Here is a 19261-nt window from a genome sequence, read left to right on the forward strand (position 1 = left end):
CTCCCGCGTCACCGACTATCCCTTGGCATGTGCGTCAAAACTCGGGCATCCTCGTCGAGGGGACCGGGCCCGACGGGCTCAGACCGGCTTCGTCACGCCGACCGCCCCCCAGTCAGGCAGCGCCAGGACGCGGCCGCCCCGCGGCACGTGCCGCGGGCGCCCGGTGGGGGGAGCCATGACCGATACACGGGGGAATCCCGACGTCCCGCACCAGCTGACCGCCGCGGAGCGGCCCGCGCCCGCGCACCGGCCGGCGCAGCGGACGCCGGGCCGGGTCGCGGTCGCCCTCCTCGGCGGGTTCCGGCTCACCCTCGACGGCAGCGACGTGGAACTGCCGGGCGGTGCGCAGCGGTTGACCGCGGCCCTCGCGCTGAGCGGCCGGATGAGCCGCAGCCGACTGGCCGGAACGCTCTGGCCGGAGACCGAGGAGCACCGCGCCCTGGCCCGGCTGCGGACCGGTATCTGGCGGGTCAACCAGGCGGCCCCGGAGCTGGTGGTCACCGCCGCCGGTGAGATCGCGCTGCACGCGCGCACCGAGGTGGACGTCCGCGACGTCGTCGACCGTTCGCTGCGCGTACTGCACGGCGGCGAGGTGGAACCGGCGGTGTGGTCCTCGGGCGAGGAGGCCGGGGATCTGCTGCCGGGCTGGGAGGACGAATGGCTCGCCGACGCCCGCGAGCGGCTGCGCCAGATGCGCCTGCACGTCATGGAGACCGTGGCCGAGCGGCTGTGCGAGACCGGCTCCTACGGCCTCGCCATCGAGGTCGCGCTGACCGTTCTGCGCGCCGACATGCTGCGTGAGAGCGCGCACCGGGTGCTGGTGCGCGTCCACCTCGCCGAGGGCAACATCGGCGAGGCCTGGCGGGCGTACGAGACGTGTGTGCACGTCCTCGACCGCGAGCTGGGCGTACGCCCCACCCGGGCGACCAGCGATCTGCTCGCGGGCCGCCCACCGGGGGTACGGCGGCGGGGGCTGAGCCATCCGCACTGAGCGCCCCCGGGCGCGCGGCAGTCAGGCGCGGCTGAGGGCCGCGGCGCCGAAGGAGACGTCGAAGCGGTCGCACCAGATGCTCACGCTGGTGTACCGGTCGAGGTCGAGCCCGGCGGGCAGGACGTAGTTCTGGTCGCCCTTGTTGCCCTTGAGCTTGCCGAGGCTGACGTGCGCGCCGTCGTCGAAGACCCGCCACCCGGCCGTGCCCTTCTTCACGGGCGCGTCGGCCACGAGGACCCGCAGATCGGGTCCGTTGCTGGTGTCGAGGTTCTCCAGCCGCAGCACGCGGGTCCCGTCGGCCAGGCGCAGGATCCGCACCGAGCCGCTGGTCGCGTGCTCATGGCTGATCAGCTCACCGGAGGCGAGGGTCCGCGCGGCTGCCCCCGTGGCCGGTGAGTCCGTGACGGCGGGCAGCGCCTCACGCACGGTCTCGTCGACCCACAGCTTCCACGGCTGAAACCACACGACCCCGGCCCCGACCGCCACCAGCCCGGCGACCAGCACCCCGATCACGACCCGCTTGCTCATAAGGCGCCGTATGCGTCCCATGTCCGTCTCCTCACACCCGCTGTGTCTTCACCCATTCAACGGGCCGCGAGGGCGTGGACCTTCCGAATTTTCATGACGAAAGTCTTACGGAGGCATCCCGAGGGGCGGCGGGCCTCGGCAAGGGGCCGGGAGTGCACGCCGGTGCCGCTGCCCCTGTCCGCGTAGGGGGCGGAACAACCGGCGATCCGGCCACAGGTCACTGGTCGCCGACCGGTCGCACCGGCTCCACCTCGGCTGCCGCCCGCCGGTCATAGGTCCCGCGGGCGGCGAGTACCTCGTCCCGGTGTTCCTCTGACCAGTCCTGGATCGCCGTCAGCAGGCCGGTGAGGCTGTGACCGAGCTCGGTGAGTTCGTACACGACCTTCGGCGGGATCGTGGGGTAGACGGTGCGGGTGACCAGGCCGTCGCGCTCCAGGGTGCGCAGTGCCTGCGTGAGCATCTTCTGCGTGACGCCGTCCAGGCGGCGCAGTGCGTTGAAGCGCAGCGGCCCCTGTTGGAGGGCACCGACCGTGAGCAGGGCCCATTTGCTGGTGAGCAGTGCCAGCACCGGGCGGGACGGACAGGTCTGGAAGTAGGCGTGGGCGCCGCCGTATTGCCGCAGGTCATCGCAGGTACCCATAGGGAACCTGGGTATCAGGAGGGTGCCTTCTTCTCAAGTGTCTGTGCCTGGCGCAGGCTTGGTGTGCGCCGCGCGGCGACCGTGAGAGATCAGGGCGATCAGTAAGAGGGGTATGTCATGGGTGTGCGTATGCGCGCCGTCCATCAGCTTGCCTTCGGCGGTCCCGGCGAGATGTGCGTGACGGAGGTGGAGTGTCCGGAGCCGGTGGCCACCGAGGTGCTGGTGCGGGTCGAAGCGGCCGGCGTGAACCCGGTGGACGCGAAGTTCCGCGCAGGCGTGACTCCTTGGGGGGCGCTGCCGTTCATCCCCGGCTGGGACGTGTCGGGGGTGGTCGAGGCGGTCGCGCCCGGCGTCACCCGCTTCGCGCCGGGCGACGAGGTGTACGGGCTGGTGCACTTCCCGTGGCGCGGCGGCGGCTACGCCGAGTACGTCACCGCCCCGCCCCGCCATCTGGCCCACAAGCCCGCCTCCCTCACCCACGCCGAGGCGGCGGCGCTGGCGGCGGGCCACGACGGGCTGCCGGGAGCCTGTGCCTCTTCCTTCGTGCTCGGGTGACGCCCGCAGGCTGGGGCGGGGCGGAGCTTCCGGTCAGTAGCGTCTGGTCTCCTGTGTGGAGGTTCTTGTGCGCCCGGCGTGCGCTGACATCACCCTAACGGGTGGATTTCGCTGGGTGGGTGACGGAGGGGAAACGGTTCTGCCGCAGGTGGGTGTGCGTGTCCGGGGCTGTCGCGTCCTGCGGGGGGTGGTGTGATTATTGGTTTCACCCTGCATCCTCTTGACCGTTTATCACATGCCGAGGAATCTCGGATTACGCACCAGTCGTTAATTCCTGAACGTCTGGTGTGATGGTCACTCAGTAGACCGGCAGCGGCATAAGACCCTGCAAGTCTCCCCTGGACCCCGGGAGCGACAGGGCCCCTCTCGAATCTGCCTGATGCCGGTGCAGAACATCTGTGAATCCCTTTCGCCGGCCGGGCTGTTGTGCCCAGTCGTCCCCCGCATGATTCCTCCAAGGGAGTTCCGTCATGGCATCTCGTCAGACACCGGCACGCCGTATGGCTCTGGCCGGTATCGCAGCGCTCACCGTTCTCGGCGTCGTCGGCGGTACCGCACCGCTCGCTCTCGCAGCCCCCCGCACCGCTCCCCAGGCGGCGGCCACTGTGCAGGCGGCCCGGCTCGCCGACCAGCTCACCGCTCTGCTCGCCGCCACCCCGGCACTGCCCGGCACAGCCGCCGAAACGGTACGCCAGCAGGCCCCGGACCCCCTCGACGAGCTCAAGCTGGCCCTGGACAAGCTGGTCAGGGACGCCACGAAGGTCATCGATGACGTGGAGAAGGCGAATCTGCTCAAGGCGACGCAGGACGCCGCCAAGGCAGTCCAGGACACCGGGAACCTGGTGTCGAAGATCCCCGCGGTGCTGGAGAACCTGCCGGCGGCCCAGGCGCAGAAGACCACCGCCCAGCTGTCCGCCACGTTCAACGCCGTGGCCACGCAGGCGCTCACCCTCGCCCGCGACAAGGCCGACACAGGCCGGCACGGCCCCGCCTCCCCCGCGGCCAGGATGGACGCCGTCGGTGAACTGCGGGCCGCGCTGGACGCACTGCGCGGCAGCACGGGTGATCTGATCGAGGCGGCGGAGGACCATGACGTGCCGGCGGCGACAGCGGCAGCCGACCGGGTCACGGTGGACGCGGGCGTCTTCGTGACCGCGATCGGCCAGGCGCTGCTGAGCCTCGTCTGACCCCCCGCCCCGGAAAGGTAAAGGGTGCCGCCCAGGTGACATGTCACGTCCCTGGGCGGCACCCGCGTGACCACCATCACCCCCGCAGGCCCCTCGGGTGTGGCCGGTCGGCTGGCCCGGCCACCCCCCGTGCGGCCGGGTCAGACGATGGGGCTGAGCAGATTCGGGGCCGAGACGACCACCTCGCCACCGGGGCCGGTCAGATCGATGGTGCCGTTCGAGTCCGCACCGACCAGTCCAAGGAGGTGGATATGGACGGCTGCATTGGCCGGGGCAGCCATCGCCGCGGAACCAACAGTGAGCAAGAGGGTGGCGGCGAGGGTGGCGGCAGCACGCTTGAGAGAGGTCACAGAATCCTCCTGGGCCTGTCACACACGGATGGTGACCGTGTCCTTTCCGCCGCACCGTCTGATAAACGACACGACCCACCTGGGCCAGAGCGCGAAAGCACGAGGCAGCGCCCGCACATGACGAGCGCCGGCACACCCACCCACCGGCGCGCGCCGCTCCTGCCGCGCCCCCTGGACCCCCGATGGAGCCAGGCTCAGGCAGGCAGAGGCACGATGCTCACCGCACGGTAGTCGTAACCGTCTTGCTTGAAGCCGGGGGCTTCCCACGTGAGGTCTACCCGCTGCCCGAGCGAGAGCGTGCGGAAGCCGGTCATCTGGATGTGGGAGTAATGGCCGAAACAGCCGCCGGGAGTCTCGGACGAGTCGAGCACCCCCCACCCCTCCTCGTCGTTCCACCATCGGACAGTCGCAGTCACCATGACCGGAACCTTACGAGTTCTGAGGCTATCGAGCCCTGCCTGTCCAGTATTGATGGCATCGCGTACGGGATCGTCGTGAATTGCCCCGGTGAACGGCGCCAGAGCGAGCGGTCCATGGTCCCAAGCAGCCGGGACCGGCTCGCAGGTGATCCCAACATGCCAATGCTGCGCGAGTACGACGAGCAGACCGTCACGGCGGAAAGCCCGCGATCACCCGCTACTTCGCGGCTGGTGTCCGAGCTGGTGCACCGGGGCCGTGACGGGCCCCGGCGGCGTGCCGGTGAGCACGGCACACCGTCGAGTCCACACTCACAACGCTCCAGTCGATCCGCCCCTCCGCGCCGGCGTCGGCTAGGACAGCCCGAAGAAACCGATCCCACGTGCCGTCCGCCGACCAGCGCCGGTGGCGATCACGCACCGTCTTCCATTTCCCTCATCGCGCGGGCAGGCCTCGCCACGGGATGCCAGAAAGGTGCGGCTCTGCTCTGTCACCACGCGGCGATCTGTCGGTAGGTGGAGTCATCGGCCCCGTCGAGCCAGCGCCAACGCGGCCTTGTCCGGGTGTGTACCGTGCCGCACTCCGCGTTGTGGCGCGGCGTTCTGGAGCATCGACACCAGCGTGTCGGTCGGGCAGCCGGGGATGCCGGCGCGTTCCAAAACCATCTGGGCGAGGGTGCTCTTGCCCACCCTTGGGTGACCGCCGATCAAGTGGATCACGTGCAGACCGTACTCCGCTGCGTAGTTCCGAAGAACGAGGCCGTGATACTCGCCCTCCCAAGGGGCAGCGAGCCCCGATCGGGCACCGGGCCGGGGCCGGGGTCGGCACCGAGTGGAGGGCACCGGCCTGGTGCCCCACGCGGCCCATGGACCATCGGCTTGCACGCCACATCGCCCCGCACGCAGGCCCGTTGGTGGAGCAGGCCCCCGCAGGGATACGGGGGACAGCCGGAGGGATCGCGGACGGGCGCGTCGCTAGCGTCTGGACGCATGACATCGCTACGGCACAGCGAGAGAAGGCGATCCTCAGGAAGGCGAGGGCGTGGCGCGGCGGCGTTCGCCATGGCATCGGTCGCCCTCGCGCTCACCGCCCCCTCGGCCGGCGCGGCGGCCCCACCCGCCTCGTCCCTCGGATGTGACGCCGCGCGCGGCGCGGTCGTCGACTCCCTGGGCACCCTCACACAACGCCACGGCTTGGCGGGTGCGGCCGTCGAAGTGGTCGACGGCCGCTGCGGGAAGTGGGGGGCCGCCCGGGGCGTGGCCGACCTGGGCACCGGTCGCCCGATGAACGCGAAGGACCGGCTGCGGATCGGCAGCGTCAGCAAGACCTTCACCGCCACGGTCGTGGTGCAGCTCGCCGCGGAGGGCCGGATCGGGCTGGACGCCCCTGTCGAGCGCTATCTGCCGGGGCTGATCCGGGGCCATGGCCACGACGGTCGCACGATCACCGTGCGGCAACTGCTCCAGCACACCAGCGGACTGCCCGACCACGTCGAAGCCTTCGTCGACCGGCCCGTGAACGAGTGGCGCCACCGGCATTTCGAGCCCCGCGAACTGATCGCGACCGCGCTCGGGCTGCCGCGCCCGGACAAGAAGTGGCACTACTCCACGACCAACACCGTGATCGCCGGGCTCGTCGTCGAGAAGGTCACCGGGCACGGCATCGAGGCGGAGGTGACCCGCCGGATCATCGAGCCGCTCGCCCTGCGCGACACCTACTGGCCGGGCGACGACACCCGCATCCGGGGACCGCACTCGCGCAGCTACTTCAGGGACGCCGACGCACCGGACGGCACGCGTTCGCCCCGGGTCGACGGCACCGAGTGGAACGTGACCTTCGGCGGGGCGGGCGGCGCGCTGGTCTCCGCCCCCTCCGACGTGGGCCGGTTCTTCGGTGCGCTGCTCGGCGGCAAGCTGCTGCCCGCGCGGTGGCTCGCCGAGATGAAGCGCACCGTCCCCGCCGACCCTGACCGGCTCTGGCCCGGTGCCCGGTACGGGCTGGGCCTGATCGCCTCTCCCCTGGAGTGCGGTGGCTGGTGGTGGGGACACGGCGGGACGGTGCCCGGCGGTCACCGGGCGCTGGGCGCGGTCGGTCCCGGAGGCCGGAGCGTCTCCCTCGCCCTCAACGAGGTGCCCGACACCGACCGGGCGGAAGAGGACTTCCATGCCGTCGTGAACACCGCCTTCTGCGCCGACCGCACCGAGCCCACCGACCGCACAGACCGCACAGACCGCACAGACCACGCCAAGGAGACTCCGTGACCATCATCGGCTCCGTCGCCGCACGCCGTGCCTCGGCCCTGGGTCTCGCCCTCACCGCCTGTCTCACGGCGACCCCTGCGGCCTTCGCCTCCGCCCTCACCACCCCCGCCCCGGCGACGCCCGGGGCCGGTCTCGACCGCTACTACCAGCAGCGTCTCGACTGGGGCAGCTGCGTCCAGGGCCCCGACGACACCACGGGACGCGATCTGGAGAAGGCCGGCGCCCAGTGCGCGGACGTGACCGTGCCCCTCGATTACGCCGATCCCCGGGGGCGTACGATCACCGTCGCGATGTCCCGGCTCAAGGCAACCGACACCCGCCGTCGCGTGGGCTCGCTGCTGATCAACTTCGGCGGCCCCGGCGGGACCGCCCTCGGCGAGCCGCCGACCGTCCGCAAGGCGATGAAGGACGTCGGCGCGCGCTACGACATCATCGGCATGGACCCGCGCTTCGTCGGCCGCAGCACCCCGCTCGACTGCGGCTGGCCCGTGGGCCACTCCGTCTTCTCGGCCGGCGTCGGCCGGGCCGGCTTCGACCGGCAGGTCGCCCTGCACAAGGACCTGGCCGCGAAGTGCCGTGCCACGAACGCGTCCGTGCTGCCGCACGTCAGCACGCGCAACACGGCCCGCGACATGGACGTCGTCCGGGGCGCGCTCGGCGAGCGGAAGATCTCCTACCTGGGCTACTCGTACGGCACCTACCTGGGCACCGTCTACACCCAGATGTTCCCCGGCCGCTACGACCGGGTGGTCCTCGACGGGGCGCTCGACCCGCGCCGTTACAGCCCCCGGCTGATGCGGGGCGTCGAGCGGGAGAACGAGCGGGCGCTGGCCGACTGGGCGGCCTGGGCGGCGAAAAGACACGACACCTACGGCCTCGGCCGTACCCGCGCCCACGTGCTCGCCACCGTCGATCGCGTCGTCGAGGCGTCCGCGCGCGGGCTGACCCTCGGCACCGCCCCCGATGCCTTCCGGGTCGACGACACCCAGGTGCCGACCCTGATCTTCGGCGCGATCTCGGAAGACACGGACGCCGCGCGGGCGGCGGTCGGTGAGCAGGTGTCCGTGATGAACAGGGCCGCGAAGGGTCAACCGACCCGGCTCTCAGCGGAGTTCAAGGAGTATTTGCAAGGGATGGTGACCAGCAAGAATTCACACGCCGGCAGCGTGCAGACGGCCATCCTGTGCGGTGACGTGGCCGCCCCTCGTGACCCCGAGCGCTATTGGCGCGACATCGAGCGCAGCCGTGCCGCCCACCCGCTGTTCGGTCCGCTGACCAACAACATCGGCCCGTGCGCCTTCTGGGACCGCCCGCGCGAGGAGCCCACACAGGTGCGGCACGACGCCCCGGCACTGATCGTGTCCGCCACCGGCGACCCGCGCACCCCCCACACGGGCGCCGTGGCCCTGCACGGCCTGCTGACCGGCTCCAAGCTGATCACCCTGAAGGGCGCCGACCAGCACGGGGTCTACGGCTCCTACGGCAGCACCTGCGTGGACGGGAAGGTCAACGCCTACCTGGCCACGGGCGAACTCCCGGCGAAGGACGTGACCTGCGTCAAGCGGACCGGGTGACCATCACCGGTGGTCACCCCGCGGGCGTCGCCCGACCGGCCCGGAGGGCTCCTGTGGCCGCCCCGGAAAACTCCCGGAAGAATTTCCCGGGAGCTGTCGATCCGGCCCTCTCCCGTTCGACGCAGGGGTGAGAGGCAGGGAAAAGGCCCCCGCCCTCCCGACCGAGGAGTCACCATGCCGCGCTTCATGACACTGATCCGTATCGACGAGCAGAACGCCCCCGCCGAGGGCCCCAGCCCCGAGCTGATGGAACGCATGGGCGTGCTGCTCGAGGAGATCACCAAGGCCGGGGTCATGCTGGACACGGCCGGGCTCACCCCGACCTCCGACGGCACCCGGGTCACCTGGTCCGGCGGCAACCTCAGCTGCACCGACGGGCCCTTCACCGAGACCAAGGAGGTCATCGGCGGCTACTCCATCATCCAGGCCAAGGACAAGGCCGAGGCCCTGGAGTGGACCAAGCGGTTCCTGCAGACCCACGAGGACTACTGGACCATCACCGCCGAGGTCCGCGAGATCGCCGAGGGCTGATCCGGCCGCGGTTGCCCCGCCCCGGGGCGGCTGCTGTGATGGGTGATCGTGACGGCAGCAGGCGCGACCGAAACGGTCGAAGCGGTGTTCAGGATCGAGTCCGCGCGGATCATCGCGGGCGTCGCCCGCATCGTGCGGGACGTGGGCATCGCCGAGGAACTCGCGCAGGACGCCCTGGTCGCCGCGCTGGAGCAATGGCCGGAGTCAGGTGTCCCGGACAGGCCGGGCGCCTGGCTCATGGCCACCGCCAAGCACCGTGCGATCGATCTCGTGCGCCGCAAGGAGACGTACGCCCGCAAGCTGGCGGAGGTCGGGCGGACCCTCGAGGACGTACCGGCACCGGGGCCGGCGGACCCGGACGACATCGACGACGACCTGCTGCGGCTGATCTTCACCGCGTGCCATCCCGTCCTGTCGACACCGGCGCGGATCGCGCTCACGCTGCGGTTGCTGGGCGGGCTGACCACGCAGGAGATCGCCCGCGCGTTCCTGACCTCGGAGCCGACGGTCGCCCAGCGCATCGTCCGGGCCAAGCGGGCGCTCGCCAAGGCCGGGGTGCCCTTCGAGGTCCCGTACGGGCCCGACCGGATAGCCCGCCTGTCGTCGGTTCTCGAGGTCATCTACCTCGTCTTCAACGAGGGCTACTCCGCGACGGCCGGGGACGACCTGGTGCGCCCCGCCCTGTGCGAGGACGCACTCCGCCTGGCCCGCGTGCTGGCAGGCCTGATGCCCAAGGAGCCCGAAGTCCACGGCCTGGCCGCCCTCCTGGAGTTCCAGGCGTCCCGCATCGCGGCCCGCACGGGCCCCGGCGGCGAGCCGGTGCTGCTCGCCGACCAGAACCGGTCCAGATGGAACCGCATGCTCATCCGCCGCGGTATCGAGGCCCTGCAGCACGCGGGCCACGGACCGTACTCCGTCCAGGCCGCGATCGCCGCGTACCACGCTCAGGCGATCCGCTACGAGGACACGGACTGGGCGGCGATCGCCACGCTGTACGGCCAGCTGATGGCGCTGACCCCGTCACCGGTGGTGGAGCTGAACCGGGCGGTCGCCGTCTCGATGGCCCAGGGCCCCGCGGCCGCCCTGGAGCTGGTCGACGCCCTGACCGACGAACCGGCCCTGGACGGCTACCACTTGCTGCCGAGCGTCCGAGGGGATCTGCTGGAACGCCTGGGGAGGAAGCAGGAGGCACGTGCGGAGTTCGAGAGGGCGGCGTCCTGGACCCGCAACGCACGCGAGCGGGAGCTGCTCCTGGAACGGGCGTCACGCTCCGCGCCCACTCCCTGACCGCAGGCACACACCTGGTTGCCCGAAATGCACGCTTCGTACGTGCGTGCGAGCCTGGTAGCAGCTCATCATCCGAGATCCGCTGCAGGAGGCACGATCGTGGGCAAGAAGCAGACGCGTCAGAACCGCGGCGCCCGCACGGGCGGCCACGACCACGGCACCACTGTGGACACCAAGAAGCAGGAGAAGACATCGGCGGCACAGGAGACGGGACGCCCGACCCCGGAACAGGTCGCGCATAAGCAGCCGCGGAAGTTCGGCCACAACTGATCCCCCGCGGCCGGGCCCGGCCGCGACACAGGGGCACCCGCCGGGCGCGGGGGTACTGTGCGCCCGACGAGCCCAAGGTATGCGCGACCTGACGTCTACCCCTGGCCGTTCACCTGCCCGGACGGCGGGGTCACTGAGTGCGGTAGGCGTCGATGACGGTCTGGGTGAGGGTGTTTCCGCCGGTGTCGGTGAGCTCCGCGCGCAAGGAGACGCCGGTGTCCGCGTGCGGGTTGCGGACGGTGACGGCGCCGCGCTCGACCGGGACCCGGGTCCAGGAGGCGCCGCCGTTCACGGACACCGAGACCGCCAGCGAGCGTACGCGCCCGCCCGTGGCGGCGCCCTGCACGGTGACGGGGATGCGGAGTGTCTTGTCCGCCGCCGCAGTGCCGGTCGGGCTGAGTGCGGGCGAGAAGCGCACGGCGCTCACCGGCACCGGGGTCGGACGGGGCGTCGTGCGCGAGGTGAAGGTCCACGAGGTGGTCACGCGGGTGGCGGCACCGGGCGCGCCCTTGCGGTGGACCGTGCTGGTGAGCCGGTACGCCGCGCGCCCCGGCGGCACGGTGAACCCGGCCCGTCCGGGGGCGCCGGACCGCGTCCCGACGAGCACGCCGTTGCGGTGCAGGGTCGTCGAGGCCTTGTCGTACGACGGTGACGACGGCACGTGGCCGTCGCCGTCGGCGAGCAGCGGGACGTCGACGGCGAGCCGGTCGCGGTCGCGCACGACGCCGGGGCGGCCGGTGAGGTCGGGGCCGAAGACGGCGTTGTCGAAGGTGTGCGTGGTCGTGGCCCCGGCGCGCACGGTGATGCCGTCGGCGCTGTAGCGGTTCTCGGCCCCACCGGGCGCGGCGGGGGCCCAGTAGGTGATGTCCCAGGTGCCGCGTTCGGGTGTCATGAGATAGGTGGCTGTGCCGGGGGTCTTCAGTTTCTGCGTGACGCCGACGGTCGGTCCGGCACTCGCCCCCAGGGCGATGGTCGCGGTGCCCGTGGTGCCGGGTCGGGCCGCACCGCGGATCCGCATGGTGGCCAGGTCCTTCGGGGAGGGGTGCCGGGTGAGTCCGGTCAGGGCGCGGGTGCCGGTGAAGGTGTAGCCGAGCGCGTAACCGGTGGTCTTGGTCGTCCAGTGCGCGTCGTACCACTGCTGCACCGAGCCGGGTTCGGCGGCGGGGCCCAAGTGTGCGACGCGCAGGTTCGCAGTGGGGATGACCTGGTTGACGAGGCGGGTGACGCCGCCGTGTGTGACCTTGACGAACATCCCGCCGGCCAGGAAGCCCGCGGCGCGGTCGGGCGGCCGTACGTCGACGGGGCCGGTGGTCCGCGCGTCGACGGTGACGGTGGTGTCGCGGTCGAGGTCGAGGCGCGGCTGGACGACCCAGTCCATACCGTCCGCGCCCTTGCCCGTGGTCAGGAGACTGTCCAGCAGGTACCGGCCCTTGGGCAGTCGCACGGTGGTCGCGCCGGAGGCGCCGCGCGGCTTGACGACCTTGTTCGCACCCGGGCCGGAGATTCCGGTGACGGTGGTGTCGAAGGCCCCCGTCGAACGGCCGGCGCGGTCGAGGTGCTTGATCGTGAGGGCGTACGTCTCCGGCTCCGCGGCGAAGGCCGTGGCGCCCCAGGCGGGCGTCGCGCCGCCGACCAGGGCGACGGCGAGGGTCAGGGTCCGGAGGACGCTCCGGCGGGGTACGGAAGAATTGATCATGACCTGCACTGCACTCCCGAGCGCCCGGGTTCCCGTGAGCTGCGTCACGCGCGGCGGAATGTGGCGGCCGGGCGGCACGTGTGGTGCACGTCACCGGAACCGGCGCCGTGTACGTGGCAGAGCAGAGCGTGGAATCACTCATGAGGAATCGCTTCCGCCGCGGGGACCGCGACGCCTTGGGCGAGTTGTACGACGAGCACGCCCAAGTGCTGTACCGCTATGCCCTGCGGGTGACGGGCGACTGGGCGGAGGCCGAGGACGTCGTCTCGACGACCTTCCTGGAGGCCTGGCGCAGCCGGGAGAAACTGCGCCCCGACGGGGACGGTCTGCGCCCCTGGCTGCTGGGAATCGCCACCAACGTCATGCGCCGCAACGCACGCACCCGCCGGCTCCGCGAGCTCGCGCTCGCGCGCGTCCCGGAACGCGGCGCGATCGCGGACTTCGCCGACGATCTCGTCACGCATCTCGCGGATGCCGAGCAACTGCGCGCCGCACACACCGCACTCGCCCGGCTGCGGCGCCGCGACCGGGAGGTCTTCACCCTCGTGGTGTGGGAGGGCCTGGACTACGCGGCCGCGGCCGAGGCGCTCGGCGTGCCGGTCGGCACCGTCCGGTCCCGCCTGTCCCGCGCCCGTACCCGACTGCGCGAGCTCGCCGACGCCGAAGCCCGCACCCCGCGCTCAGGGACTCCACGGGCCGCAGCCGGGCGGCCCCCCGCGGCGGACGGCGGGGAAGCCTCCGCCACCCCCCACAAGCCAGCACCGGGCCGTATCACCATGGCCCGTTCGTCGACCCAGGAGAACCACGGATGAACACCACCCCGCGGCGCCGTCCGTTCCAGCGCTCCGAGGAGACCGAACGCCTCGACGCCACCGACCTGCTGCCTCCGCCGCCGGTCCCCGGTCTGGGTCCCGACCGTGAACGGCTGCTGAAGGAAGCACTGCTGCGCGAGGCCGCCCTGACCGAAACGCCCGGCGGCCGCACCACCCGGGCTTCTCGCCCGCCTCGCCGCCTGGTCCCCGTCGTGGTCCCGGCGCTCGCCTGCGCCGTGGCGATCGGCGGCGTCGTGGCGGTGAACCTCACGGACACGCCCGGACGTGACACCACGACGGTCCACGGTGGCGGCGCACCCGGCGCACCCGAAGCGACACGGCTCCTCGACCGCATCGCACTCGCCGCCGCCGGCGGGCAGCGGCCGGCGGTCCGCGCCGGCCAGTTCGTGTACGTCGAGAGCAAGGTCGCCCACGCCGCGCGGAGCGCCGCCGGAGGCCCTGCGGCGGCGGCTGCCGTCCACACCCGGCAGGTGTGGTTGTCCGCCGACGGCCGTCGCCCCGGCCTGCTGCGCGAGGCGGGCAGGCCCGATGCTCCGCTCGGCGCCGACGCACCGGTGTACACCCTCGACGGCCCGGGGGCGACACCCCGGCCGAGCACCCTGGGGAAGGGCCCGTCGATCGACAACCCGACCCATGAGTACGTCGCGTCGCTGCCCACCGACCCCGACGCCCTGCTGAAGCTGATCCGGGACGAGACCCGCGGCGGAGGCCGGGACGCGGACCAGCGGGCGTTCACCGCGATCGGCGACCTGCTGGCCGAGACCTGGGCACCACCGCGGGTCGGCGCCGCGCTCTACAAGGCCGCCGCGAAGATCCCCGGAGTCACGGTGGTCCGTGCGGCCGCCGACGCCGCGGGACGCGAAGGCGTGGCCGTCGCCCGTACGGCACACGGGCAGCAGACCCAGTGGGTCTTCGACCGGACCACGTACGCGTTCCTCGGTGAACGCACGGTCCTCACCGAAACCGGCGAAGCCGGCCCGGCCGGGACCGTCGTCGGCACCTCCGCGGTCCTCACCAAGGCCGCGGTCGACCGCGTCGGCGAGACTCCCGCGCGCCGCTGACGACGGCGGGGCCGCTCCCCTCAGCCCGCGCCGTCCGCGTCCTTGGAGAGGGGAACCTGTCCGGTGTTGTCGACGTGCCGCGCGGCGACCCAGGCGGCCTGGTCCCTCAGCAGGTACCAGATGCTGTTGCCGTCGATGTCCTGGGCGTGGACCTTGCTCTTCAGGCCGACCTGGGCGTCCTTATTGAGCGTTCCGAGGATGACGGAATCGGTGCTGGGATACCTGCGCAGATTGACGCCGATGGAGCTGACGACGGTGCCGAAGGGCTGTTGCGGCGTCATTTCTTCCTCCAGGTGAGAGCCGTGCTGCGATCACCTCGCCCGGTGCGCGGACGAGGTGATCGCAGACTAGATCGCCCGGCCGTGGAAGAGCCGGAGGCTGGCGGCGGGGCCCGGACGGCTAGGCCGTTAGCGGCACGCACCCGGGGGGGCAGGTGCCCACCGGGTTCCGGCCGGCCGCCGTGTCCCGCGTGGCCGCCGTCCTGCACGGTGGGGCAGGGACCGCCTGGATCGTGGAGGCCTCCCCGAACAGTTGTACTCCCGGTCCGCTGACGCCAGTCGGCGGCTGCGGCATACTGCCGCGCATGAGAGTGGCGCTGTTAACCGCTGGTTCGCGTGGTGATGTGGCTCCCTACACCGGGCTCGGGCACGCCCTGGAGCGGGCCGGGCACCGGGTCACTCTGGTCACCCACGCCCGCTTCGCGCCCCTCGCCGAGGACGCGGGCATCGGTTTCCACCCGCTGCCGGTGGATCCGCGGGCGGAGCTGGACAGTGCGCGGGGGCGCGCGCTGCGGCGCAGTGCCAACGATGTGGAGCAGCGGGTCCGGGCCTTCGCGCTCGCCCGGCAGAGCGCCGGTCGGATGGCGGACGGACTGCTCGCAGCCGCGCAGGAGGCCGACGTCCTGCTCGTGTCGAGCTCGCTGCAACTGCTCGGGCACACCCTCGCCGAAGGACTCGGGCTGCCCGCCATGGGCGTCTACCTCCAACCCCTCCACGCCACCCGCGAGTTCGCCCCGAGTGTCATGAGCACCCGCTCCTGGGGCCCGGTCGGCAACCGGATCGCCGCACGGGCCGTGAACGTGGCCATTGACGCCGTCTTCTCCGGTACCGCCCGCACCCTGCGGGCCCGCCTCGGCCTGCCGCCCAGCAGCACCCGCGCCGCCCGCCGCACCCGCGAACGGCAGCGCTGGCCCGTCCGGCACGGCTTCAGCCCCCTCGTCGTCCCCCGCCCCCGCGACTGGCGACCGGAGCTGACCGTCGACGGCTACTGGTGGCAGCACGACCCGCCCGGCGCCGGGCTGCCCCCGCACGTCCGGGACTTCCTGGCCGCCGGCCCGCCGCCCGTCTTCGTCGGGCTGGGCAGCATCCCCGTGCCCGACCCGGCACAACTGGGCGTGACCGCGGTACGGGCCCTGCGCGCGGCCGGGCTGCGCGGGGTGATCCAGCGCGGCTGGAGCGGGCTGGAGGCCGACGGCGACGACATGCTCACCGTCGACGAACTCCCGCACGCCGCGCTTTTCCCGCAGACCGCCGCCGTGGTGCACCACGCCGGAGCGGGCACCACGGCGGCGGCCCTGCGCGCGGGGGTGCCCGCCGTGCCGCTCCCCCTCCAGCTCGACACCGGTTTCTGGGCCGGCCGCCTCACCGCCCTGGGTGTCGCGCCCCGAGCCGTACCGCTGCGCCGGATCTCCGCGGACGCCCTGACCGACGCTCTGCTGCGCGTCACCACCGACCCGGCCTACCGGGAACGGGCCCGTGCCCTGGGCACCCGTATCCGCGCGGAGGACGGGACGGCCCCGGTCGTCACGGCCGTGGACCGGTTAGCTGGGGCCTGAACCCACGACTCAGGGCGTTTTCGTGGCGGCCCGTTTCGCGCTTTTGCTCTTGCTGGTGCCCGTGCTGCTCCGACCGGGCTTGGCAGGCACGCTCTTCCGCCTCGGGGCCTTCCCTGTGCCTGCGACCGCCTGCGACGCCGCTGTCCGGCTCGGTGCGGTCGGCCACTTGAACTCGATCTCCAGCTCGATCTGCCCGTCACCGACCTCGACCTCCATCTCGCTGCGAAGGTCGTCGGGGATCCGCAGGCTCAGCGTCCCGGGACCGAGTTCCAGTTCGGCCTCCCCACCTTCCCTCAGTACGGCTGCGAGTGCCGTGAGCTGCTCAGCCGCCTCAAAACGTGACAGCGAGCGCTTCTGCTCGAACTTGAGGTCCTTCATCCATGGCTCCGATCCGACACAAACGGTATGTAACGCCAATCCTGAGGCCATGTATGAGATCGGACATCCGCACGGCCAGGCGAAGAGACGGCGGGCGGGATCCGCCGGTGCGGCCCACGGGCACCGTTAACCCGGATGCCCCTGCCTGGACACCCTCGCCGCCATGACGGTCGACTCGCAGGGGTCCCGTGGCCGGGCGGGCCGCCGGGGTGGCGGTGCCTGGCCGGAGAGCGGTGTGGCTGCCGGAGGCGGCGGGGGTGCCGTCGTGACCCCGCGGCCTCGGCCCGGCGCCGTGGCGCGGGCAGAGCGCGCACCGGTGGCCACCCCCCTCACCGCACGATCGGTGGCGGGACATCGTGACCCCGGGCATGCTGGGTAGGCACGTGCTGGTACGGCCTGATACCCGACGGAGGAGGGGCCAAGATGGCCTTCATGACGACGGTGCTCGCCGCGTCGCTGGCCCTGACGCCGGGCCTGAGCACCCTGAGCACCACCGACAGCACCAGCCCCATCGACGGCACCCAGACCGGCGCGGTGACCGTGGTCGAGACCTTCCGGGCGGCCGCCGGTGCCGGCTACGGAGCCGTGACGTACGACCCCGGGTCCGTGCCGCTCGGCAGCCATGTGACCGTGCGGGAGCGGACGAGCGACCGCGGCACCTGGTTCGAACTCCGGCTGGTGGGGGTCCAGGCCAACCGGACCTTCGGCGCCCACGTCCACCAGCAACCTTGCGGCGACTCTGCGACCTCCGGAGGCGGGCACTACCAGAACGTCAAGGACCCCGTGCTGCCCTCCGTCGACCCCGCCTACGCCAACGCGCTCAACGAAGCGTGGCTGGACCTGACCACGGACGCGCACGGCAACGGCCGCTCGGAGACATCCGTGCGCTGGCGGGTTCGGGCCGGCGAGGCCCGATCCATCGTGGTGCACGAACACGCGACCGACACCAGGCCCGGCCACGCGGGGACCGCCGGCGGCCGACTCGCCTGCGTCAGCGTGCCGTTCGTATAGGTGCGCCGTTTCGATGCGCGACGACTGAGGTCAGAACGCTCAGCGGTCCTCGACCGTGAGGTGGTACGTGGTGGCCACCCAGAAGCCACCAGTGGTGCTCGCGTTGATCTCCAGCACGTACTGCCCCGGGACCAGGGGGGCGAGGCCCGCCCACAGGCCCCAGGCGACCCGGCGGCGACCGGCGGACCGGAACGGGCGGGACGTGAATTCATCGAGCGGCAGCGCGGCGCCGTTGAGATAGGCCGTCGCCTCGGCCACCCCCATCACCATGGGCTTCCTCGAGTGCCACGGGACGGGGCGCTGCGTGTTGAAGACGGGGAAGAAGACCGGCCGGTTCGCCGGTATCGAACAGCGCCGCACCACCCGGCCGCCGTAGGTACCGGCGAGGAACCAGAAGTCGTCGGGCTGCTGCCAGTCGGCGAACTCCCCGGTCTCGTCCCTCACCGGATCGCGGTCGTCCGGCGCCGAGAGGGCCCACTGCCACCAGCGTGCCGCCAGGGCGCGGCCCTCCTTCGCGCCCAGCTTCCAGGATCTGCCGCTCGACACTGCCTCGCCCATGTCCTCCGCCTCTTTCCGAGCAAGCCCCCCACCAGGGCTTTTCACTGAATGAGCGGACCTTACACGGCACTGCGCCGGATCGGCCCGGGCCCCGGGGAGGAGGTGCTTCTCCCCGCAGGACCTACGGCCGCGCCGCCGGCGTCACGGCAGGGTGAGGATCCGGGGCCCGGACTCGGTGATGGCGACCGTGTGCTCGATGTGCGCGGCCCGCGTGCCGTCGGTCGTGCGGAGCGTCCAGCCGTCGGGGGCCGTGCGGTAGTCGTTGCGGCCGCCGGCCATGAGCATCGGCTCGATGGCCAGGACGAGGCCGTGGCGGAGCGGATAACCGCGGCGCGGGCGACCGTGGTTGGGGACGGAGGGGTCCTCGTGCATCCGGCGCCCGATGCCGTGGCCGCCGAAGTCGGAGGGCATGCCGCAGCGGGCCCCGCGGGCGACGGTGCTGATGGCGTGGGAGATGTCACCGATGCGGTTTCCGACGACGGCTGCCTTGATGCCGGCGTCGAGGGCCCGCCGTGTGGCGTCGATCAGAGCCAGGTCGGCGGGGGCGGGGGTACCGACGACGAAGCTGACGGCCGCGTCGCCGGTCCAGCCGTCGAGTTCCGCTCCGCAGTCGATGCTGACGAGGTCTCCGTCGCGCAGGCGGTAGTCGTCGGGGATGCCGTGCACGACGGCGTCGTTGACCGAGGCGCAGATCACCGCGGGGAACGGGGTGGGCGCGAAGGAGGGGTGGTAGCCGAGGAACGGGGAGCGCGCTCCGGCCTCGGCGAGGACGGTGCGGGCGGCCTCGTCCAGCTCCCGCAGGCCCACGCCCACGGCCGCCGCGTCCTGAGCCGCGGCGAGCGCGTGGGCCACGACGCGCCCCGCCTCGCGCATGGCGTCCAGTGCCGCGTCCGTCTTGATCTCCACCATGCTCCGGCTCCCCACCTTCGCTCGGTGGCGCCGGGTATGCCCGGCGCCACCGTCAACCAATTCTTATACCGGTATTAGTATCACGCTTCCCAGGGCGGTATTAGTATCACGGTCATGGTGAGAACCCCTCTGACCCCCTGGGAGCGGCAGCGCGGCGAGCGGCTGGGCGCGCTGCTGCGCCATGCCCGCGGCGAGCGCAGCATGGTCGCGGTGGCGGCGGCCGCCGGACTGTCCGCCGAGACCTTGCGCAAGATCGAGACCGGCCGGGCGCCGACTCCCGCCTTCTTCACCGTGGCGGCCCTGGCGGGCGCCTTGGGCCTGTCCCTGGACCAACTGGCCGATGTCTGCGGGGAAGGCGCGGACGTCGGACACGAGCCGATGTCCGCTTGA

23 protein-coding genes and 1 pseudogene are annotated in these 19261 nt (G+C 72.1%); 13 read left to right on the forward strand and 11 right to left on the reverse strand.

What is annotated here, in order from left to right:
• The first annotated feature begins 175 nt into the window (after nucleotides 1-175).
• Complete coding sequence (locus FHS38_RS16050; protein WP_184734240.1) at nucleotides 176-991, forward strand: AfsR/SARP family transcriptional regulator; 816 nt, start codon at nucleotides 176-178, stop codon at nucleotides 989-991.
• Between the two features lie 21 nt (nucleotides 992-1012).
• Here FHS38_RS16050 and FHS38_RS16055 read toward each other — a convergent pair whose 3' ends face one another.
• Together FHS38_RS16055 and FHS38_RS16060 are read right to left on the reverse strand one after the other, a co-directional pair.
• Nucleotides 1013-1540 carry a DM13 domain-containing protein gene (locus FHS38_RS16055; protein WP_184734241.1) on the reverse strand — a complete coding sequence of 176 codons (528 nt, stop codon included), beginning with the start codon at nucleotides 1538-1540 and terminating at the stop codon, nucleotides 1013-1015.
• A gap of 196 nt (nucleotides 1541-1736) precedes the next feature.
• A complete protein-coding gene (locus FHS38_RS16060) occupies nucleotides 1737-2159 on the reverse strand; it encodes a winged helix-turn-helix transcriptional regulator (RefSeq protein ID WP_184734242.1) in 423 nt (140 codons plus the stop codon).
• Nucleotides 2160-2276: 117 nt separating this feature from the next.
• Here FHS38_RS16060 and FHS38_RS16065 point away from each other — a divergent pair, with 117 nt between their 5' ends.
• Entirely contained in the window at nucleotides 2277-2714 is a 438-nt protein-coding gene (locus tag FHS38_RS16065; protein WP_308433503.1) for an alcohol dehydrogenase catalytic domain-containing protein, read from the forward strand.
• A gap of 470 nt (nucleotides 2715-3184) precedes the next feature.
• On the forward strand, nucleotides 3185-3901 hold the full coding sequence (locus tag FHS38_RS16070) for a hypothetical protein (protein WP_184734243.1): 717 nt from the start codon (nucleotides 3185-3187) through the stop codon (nucleotides 3899-3901).
• 140 nt (nucleotides 3902-4041) lie between these two features.
• On the opposite strand, the gene FHS38_RS16075 is transcribed toward FHS38_RS16070, so the two are convergent.
• The 4 genes and pseudogenes from FHS38_RS16075 to FHS38_RS16090 all read right to left on the reverse strand — a co-directional run bounded on the left by FHS38_RS16075 (nucleotide 4042) and on the right by FHS38_RS16090 (nucleotide 5387).
• Complete coding sequence (locus tag FHS38_RS16075) at nucleotides 4042-4251, reverse strand: hypothetical protein (protein ID WP_184734244.1); 210 nt, start codon at nucleotides 4249-4251, stop codon at nucleotides 4042-4044.
• Nucleotides 4252-4445: 194 nt separating this feature from the next.
• Nucleotides 4446-4670, reverse strand: coding sequence for a cold-shock protein (locus FHS38_RS16080; RefSeq protein ID WP_184734245.1), 225 nt, complete (start codon nucleotides 4668-4670; stop codon nucleotides 4446-4448).
• Between the two features lie 256 nt (nucleotides 4671-4926).
• Nucleotides 4927-5139: pseudogene (locus FHS38_RS16085) on the reverse strand (transposase); the annotation flags it as partial.
• A gap of 50 nt (nucleotides 5140-5189) precedes the next feature.
• Nucleotides 5190-5387: a hypothetical protein gene (locus FHS38_RS16090; protein ID WP_184734246.1), complete on the reverse strand. Its 198-nt coding sequence runs from the start codon at nucleotides 5385-5387 to the stop codon at nucleotides 5190-5192.
• A 342-nt stretch (nucleotides 5388-5729) separates the two neighbouring features.
• On the opposite strand from FHS38_RS16090, the gene FHS38_RS16095 reads away from it, so the two are divergent.
• The 5 genes from FHS38_RS16095 (at nucleotide 5730) to FHS38_RS16115 (ending at nucleotide 10591) form a co-directional block, all read left to right on the forward strand.
• On the forward strand, nucleotides 5730-6929 hold the full coding sequence (locus FHS38_RS16095; protein ID WP_184734247.1) for a serine hydrolase domain-containing protein: 1200 nt from the start codon (nucleotides 5730-5732) through the stop codon (nucleotides 6927-6929).
• Nucleotides 6926-8503 (forward strand): alpha/beta hydrolase, encoded by a 1578-nt coding sequence (locus FHS38_RS16100; RefSeq protein WP_184734248.1) that lies wholly within the window; start codon nucleotides 6926-6928, stop codon nucleotides 8501-8503. Before FHS38_RS16095 ends, FHS38_RS16100 begins: the two co-directional genes overlap by 4 nt.
• A 174-nt stretch (nucleotides 8504-8677) precedes the next feature.
• On the forward strand, nucleotides 8678-9034 hold the full coding sequence (locus tag FHS38_RS16105; RefSeq protein WP_184734249.1) for a YciI family protein: 357 nt from the start codon (nucleotides 8678-8680) through the stop codon (nucleotides 9032-9034).
• 48 nt (nucleotides 9035-9082) lie between these two features.
• Nucleotides 9083-10321, forward strand: a complete 1239-nt coding sequence (locus FHS38_RS16110) for an RNA polymerase sigma factor (protein ID WP_184734250.1) — start codon at nucleotides 9083-9085, stop codon at nucleotides 10319-10321.
• A 99-nt stretch (nucleotides 10322-10420) separates the two neighbouring features.
• Nucleotides 10421-10591: a hypothetical protein gene (locus FHS38_RS16115; RefSeq protein WP_184734251.1), complete on the forward strand. Its 171-nt coding sequence runs from the start codon at nucleotides 10421-10423 to the stop codon at nucleotides 10589-10591.
• A 130-nt stretch (nucleotides 10592-10721) separates the two neighbouring features.
• Here FHS38_RS16115 and FHS38_RS36070 read toward each other — a convergent pair whose 3' ends face one another.
• The gene (locus FHS38_RS36070) at nucleotides 10722-12287 is read right to left on the reverse strand and encodes a serine protease (RefSeq protein ID WP_184734252.1); all 1566 of its coding nucleotides are present in this window, start codon (nucleotides 12285-12287) and stop codon (nucleotides 10722-10724) included.
• Between the two features lie 140 nt (nucleotides 12288-12427).
• Between FHS38_RS36070 and FHS38_RS16125 the strand changes: the two genes are divergently transcribed.
• Both FHS38_RS16125 and FHS38_RS16130 read left to right on the forward strand, forming a co-directional pair.
• Nucleotides 12428-13099, forward strand: a complete 672-nt coding sequence (locus FHS38_RS16125) for an RNA polymerase sigma factor (RefSeq protein WP_184734253.1) — start codon at nucleotides 12428-12430, stop codon at nucleotides 13097-13099.
• Nucleotides 13096-14181: a CU044_5270 family protein gene (locus tag FHS38_RS16130; protein WP_184734254.1), complete on the forward strand. Its 1086-nt coding sequence runs from the start codon at nucleotides 13096-13098 to the stop codon at nucleotides 14179-14181. Before FHS38_RS16125 ends, FHS38_RS16130 begins: the two co-directional genes overlap by 4 nt.
• Nucleotides 14182-14201: 20 nt before the next feature.
• Here FHS38_RS16130 and FHS38_RS16135 read toward each other — a convergent pair whose 3' ends face one another.
• Nucleotides 14202-14462: an SH3 domain-containing protein gene (locus FHS38_RS16135; protein WP_184734255.1), complete on the reverse strand. Its 261-nt coding sequence runs from the start codon at nucleotides 14460-14462 to the stop codon at nucleotides 14202-14204.
• A gap of 302 nt (nucleotides 14463-14764) precedes the next feature.
• On the opposite strand from FHS38_RS16135, the gene FHS38_RS16140 reads away from it, so the two are divergent.
• Complete coding sequence (locus FHS38_RS16140) at nucleotides 14765-16015, forward strand: glycosyltransferase (protein ID WP_184734256.1); 1251 nt, start codon at nucleotides 14765-14767, stop codon at nucleotides 16013-16015.
• 9 nt (nucleotides 16016-16024) lie between these two features.
• Here FHS38_RS16140 and FHS38_RS16145 read toward each other — a convergent pair whose 3' ends face one another.
• A complete protein-coding gene (locus tag FHS38_RS16145; RefSeq protein ID WP_184734257.1) occupies nucleotides 16025-16393 on the reverse strand; it encodes an amphi-Trp domain-containing protein in 369 nt (122 codons plus the stop codon).
• A 423-nt stretch (nucleotides 16394-16816) separates the two neighbouring features.
• On the opposite strand from FHS38_RS16145, the gene FHS38_RS16150 reads away from it, so the two are divergent.
• Complete coding sequence (locus tag FHS38_RS16150) at nucleotides 16817-17404, forward strand: superoxide dismutase family protein (protein WP_229821969.1); 588 nt, start codon at nucleotides 16817-16819, stop codon at nucleotides 17402-17404.
• Nucleotides 17405-17443: 39 nt separating this feature from the next.
• On the opposite strand, the gene FHS38_RS16155 is transcribed toward FHS38_RS16150, so the two are convergent.
• Together FHS38_RS16155 and map are read right to left on the reverse strand one after the other, a co-directional pair.
• Nucleotides 17444-17962 (reverse strand): hypothetical protein, encoded by a 519-nt coding sequence (locus FHS38_RS16155; RefSeq protein ID WP_184734258.1) that lies wholly within the window; start codon nucleotides 17960-17962, stop codon nucleotides 17444-17446.
• Nucleotides 17963-18103: 141 nt separating this feature from the next.
• Entirely contained in the window at nucleotides 18104-18871 is a 768-nt protein-coding gene (gene map / locus FHS38_RS16160; protein WP_184734259.1) for a type I methionyl aminopeptidase, read from the reverse strand.
• 114 nt (nucleotides 18872-18985) lie between these two features.
• Here map and FHS38_RS16165 point away from each other — a divergent pair, with 114 nt between their 5' ends.
• Complete coding sequence (locus FHS38_RS16165) at nucleotides 18986-19261, forward strand: helix-turn-helix domain-containing protein (RefSeq protein ID WP_184734260.1); 276 nt, start codon at nucleotides 18986-18988, stop codon at nucleotides 19259-19261.

The organism is Streptomyces netropsis (assembly GCF_014203545.1).
Taxonomy (GTDB): Bacteria; Actinomycetota; Actinomycetes; order Streptomycetales; family Streptomycetaceae; genus Streptomyces; species Streptomyces netropsis.